Origin of the sequence: Planotetraspora sp. GP83 (assembly GCF_041262585.1) — a bacterium.
In the GTDB taxonomy this organism is placed as follows: Bacteria; Actinomycetota; Actinomycetes; order Streptosporangiales; family Streptosporangiaceae; genus JAOEGB01.
The window spans coordinates 1-3546 of the sequence record NZ_JBGCBZ010000049.1 but is presented as its reverse complement, the minus strand read 5'-3'; the positions used below and the strand labels follow the sequence as shown (position 1 = coordinate 3546).

Below are 3546 nucleotides of genomic sequence, written 5' to 3'. Positions count from 1 at the left end.
CCCTCCCCCCCTGGGGGCGCGGGCGGGTGTGGGCCCGCCCCCCCGGGGGGGGGGGGGGGGGGGGGGGCCCCCCCCCCCCCCCCCAACCCCCGGGGCGGGGGCCCCCCCCCCCCCCCCCCCCCCCGCGCCCCCCCCCCGCCGCTTCGCGTGGGGGCCAGCAGGCCGATCAGCATGCCGACGAACGTCGCGACGGCGAGAGTGATCCAGAGCCGAATCGTCATTGACGTCTCCCGTTTGTTACGCTGCGTGGTCACAATACCGCGAAAGGTGACGGATGGCGATCGACGGGCGAGAATTCAAGTGACAAGTCGCCTCTTTACTCATTTGTCGGGCAGTCTTGGCAACGTCATGGACTACGCAATCCCGACAGGCATCGTCCTCGTCACCGGTGTCGTGCTCGCCCTCGTCGCGCAGTGGAGGGGCTGGAGGCCGTCGCTGACCGTCACGCTGGCGATCGGCATCGGCGTCCGCGTGCTGATCCTCGTGCTCTCGGCGAAGGACAGCTATCAGCCGGTCGACTTCATCAACAGCTTCAAGCCGGCCGGTGAGGCGATCCTCAACCACCGCGACCCGGTGCTGGGGAGCAACGGCGGGTGGCACTTCCTGCCGACGATCCCCTACGTGTACGGCCTGCTGCTCTGGCTCGGCATCCCCTGGGAGATCAGCGGCCGGCTCGTCACCGTCGTCTCCGACATCCTGCTGATCCCCCTGGTCGGCACGCTCGCCGGCGGCACCAAGGCGCGGCTCCGGGCGTTCCAGTACGCCTGCAACCCACTCGCCATCCTCGTCGCCTCCGTCCACGGCCAGGTCGAGCCGGTCTCCCTGCTCTTCGGTGTGGCCGCGTACGTCGTGGCCCGCGGCCCCGACGGCTGGAAGCGGGGAGAGCCGCTCCCATGGCGGCGGCCGCGCGACCTCCTGCGCCGCCTCACCCATCCCCTCGACGAGGACCGGGCGGCCACCACCCGCGCGATCTGGGCCGGGCTGCTCATGGGGCTGGCGCTGTGCGCCAAGAGCTGGCCGGTCATCCTCGTCCCCGCGATGCTGATGCTGCTCCCGGGGGTGCGCTCCCGCCTGATCTCGCTGGTCGCCACCGGGATCCCTCCGGTCTTCTTCCTGCTCACGCTCCCCATCGGCGGGTGGACCAAGTGGGGCCAGCTTCCGGAGGTCCTCAAGACCATCGGCCTGCGGCCCAGCGACGTACGGCCCATCACCGGCGACTGGGGGTGGACGGCCGTGCTCAACGCGACGGGACTCGCGGGCCCCACGGTCGGTGCCAACTGGGTCCTCAACCCCGCCGCGCTCAAGATCGGTCAGTACCTCATCTACGCCGCGGTGGTCGCCTGCCTGATCTGGTGGCGCAAGGCCGACCCCATCGACGTCACCATCGCGATCCTGCTCGCTTTCATGGTCGTCACGCCGCGGCTGGGCGCGCAGTACCTCATGTGGTTCATGCCGTTCCTCGTCGCACGGCCCACCCGCTGGGCGTGGCCCGCGATCATCGGCTCGGCCGTCTGGGCCGCCGTTGGCTATCTCGTGCTCACGCAGTATGAGGGGGTCGCCTGGGGTGAGCTGCACCGTCCCTGGGCGGTGAGCTCGGTGCTGCTGTTCCCGCTGCTCATCGCCGCCATGCCGTGGAGCCGCAGGCGTTCGGAAGGCGACGGGATGGTCCGGACCATCCCCATCTCGGAGCCCGGAGTCCCCGTCCGCGTGGCCGCCGGTCAGTAGATCCGGTCGGGCCCGCTCAGGCGCGGGCCCATAAGGCGGGGCCGTACGAGGGGCTCGTCCTACTTGACGATCAGCCGGACCAGGTGGCCGTGGCTCTTGAAGCCGGGCGGGTCGCCGTCCAGGACGCCGGTCACGCACTCGAACACGCCGGGCTCGCTCTGCCGTACGAAGAAGGCGGGCTCGGCGATCGCCGAGAGCAGCCTGATCGCGTCGCGGTGGACGTGGATCCCCTCCCGATCGCCCGCCAGCGAGACCGTGACCTCGTAGACGCCGTCGTCGAGAAGGCGCTCGCCGGTGAGCAGCCACTCGGAGCCGCAGGCGCGCCGGAGGTGCGGAAGCAGGTGCGCCTCGGGCTCCTCGGCGACCCAGCCCTCCCGCGTCATGTGGTCCAGAAGCTTCTGGACCTGCGGCTCCATGGCGGAGCCGTCCGCGATGCCGGTATGGCGCTCGTCGATGTCCCATCGCCGCATGCTCAGACACTACGCGCCGGGCGCGCGGCGCGCTTCAGGCGGCACGCCCCTTACGGCGACGGCTTCGGCTCGGTATTTGGCTCGGCATGGGGGAGCCGTCCCGAGATGAGGGCGGCCGCCCACTTGCTGTCCGGATCGCTGTCGATGAGAAGAGCGCGGACGAGCAGGCTCAGCGGGATCGCCAGGAGGGCCCCCAGCGGCCCCAGCACCCAGGCCCAGATGATCAGGGAGAGGAAGGTCGCCGTGGTGGACAGCCCCACGGCGTCACCGAGGAACTTCGGCTGGATGAACGACTGGATCACCACGTTGATCGCGATGTACGCGGCGATCACGAGGAGCATCGTCTTGGGGCCGCCTTCCAGCAGCCCCAGCAGGGCGGGCGGGACGAGGCCCAGGATGAAGCCGATGTTTGGAATGTAGTTGGTGATCAGCGCCAGCACGCCCCACAACAGAGGCAGGGGCACGCCCAGCATGTAGAGCGCCGCGACGTCCAGAACCGAGCAGATCAGGCCGAAGATGGTCGAGACGATCAGGTAGCGCCTGGTCCGGTGAGTGAACGACTGGAGCGCCCGCGCGAGCTCCGGGCGCTCGACCGCGGCGGCGTCGACGATCCGCGAGAAGATCGGCGCGTCCAGGCTCATCGCCAGCAGCAGCACCACGATGAGGAAGAGGCTGGACAGCACGCCCAGCAGGCCGCTGAGCACGCTCTGCGCCACCTCGATCATTTTGGCCGGATCGAAGGAGGACAGCGCCTTGTTCAGCTGTTGGCTCCCGTAGCCCAGGCCGGCCGCCCAGTGCTGGAGATCCGCCACCATCTTTTTGAACTCGGTTGAGTAGGTCGGAGCCAGGATGGCCAGCTGCGCGGCGGCGAGGCTGAGGATCGCCACCATGCCGAGCAGGACCAGCAGGACCACGGCTAGCGGGACCGCGACCTGGACGCCCACGGGCGCCCGGTGACGGGCGAGCCAGTCACGCAACGGCGAGACGGCGATGACCAGCGTCAACGCCAGGATCACCGGGCCGACGATCGATCCGACCGCCTGGACTCCCGCCAGTGTGATCACAGCGGCGGCGGCGCCGACCAGCACAACAATCGCACGAGGAATCCGCTGTTGAGTCACGTCCCGTTTCTACCCCTTCTCCGGGGAAAGATCCGGCAATTGGATCAAGTGCGTCCGTACGGCCTGAGCCCGGGTTATCAGCCTTCGGGCCAACGTGGTCTTGAAGGCTGCTAATCTTTTGGTGTCGGCGCGGTCCGGCGCATCCCTTTCTGATCACTGTGGTGGTTGTGTTGTGGGTGGGCGCTGGTGGTTGTCGGCGTTCTCCTTGTTCTTGTTCTGGTTGGTCGCTG

At 69.2% G+C, this 3546-nt stretch carries 3 protein-coding genes; 1 reads left to right on the top strand and 2 read right to left on the bottom strand.

Translation table 11 applies throughout. The features are described 5' to 3' along the window. The first annotated feature begins 348 nt into the window (after positions 1-348). Entirely contained in the window at positions 349-1725 is a 1377-nt protein-coding gene (locus tag ABH927_RS34100; protein ID WP_370028614.1) for a hypothetical protein, read from the top strand. Positions 1726-1784: 59 nt separating this feature from the next. Here ABH927_RS34100 and ABH927_RS34095 read toward each other — a convergent pair whose 3' ends face one another. Together ABH927_RS34095 and ABH927_RS34090 are read right to left on the bottom strand one after the other, a co-directional pair. Further along, the gene (locus ABH927_RS34095) at positions 1785-2195 is read right to left on the bottom strand and encodes a hypothetical protein (RefSeq protein WP_370028612.1); all 411 of its coding nucleotides are present in this window, start codon (positions 2193-2195) and stop codon (positions 1785-1787) included. A 50-nt stretch (positions 2196-2245) separates the two neighbouring features. Next, positions 2246-3316: an AI-2E family transporter gene (locus ABH927_RS34090; protein WP_370028611.1), complete on the bottom strand. Its 1071-nt coding sequence runs from the start codon at positions 3314-3316 to the stop codon at positions 2246-2248. Positions 3317-3546: the final 230 nt, after the last annotated feature.

What these genes read in the sequence shown, in the direction of transcription:
- ABH927_RS34100 (WP_370028614.1), top strand. Translation starts at nt 349, where the DNA reads ATGGACTACGCAATCCCGACAGGCATCGTCCTCGTCACCGGTGTCGTG.
- ABH927_RS34095 (WP_370028612.1), bottom strand. Translation starts at nt 2,195, where the DNA reads ATGCGGCGATGGGACATCGACGAGCGCCATACCGGCATCGCGGACGGC.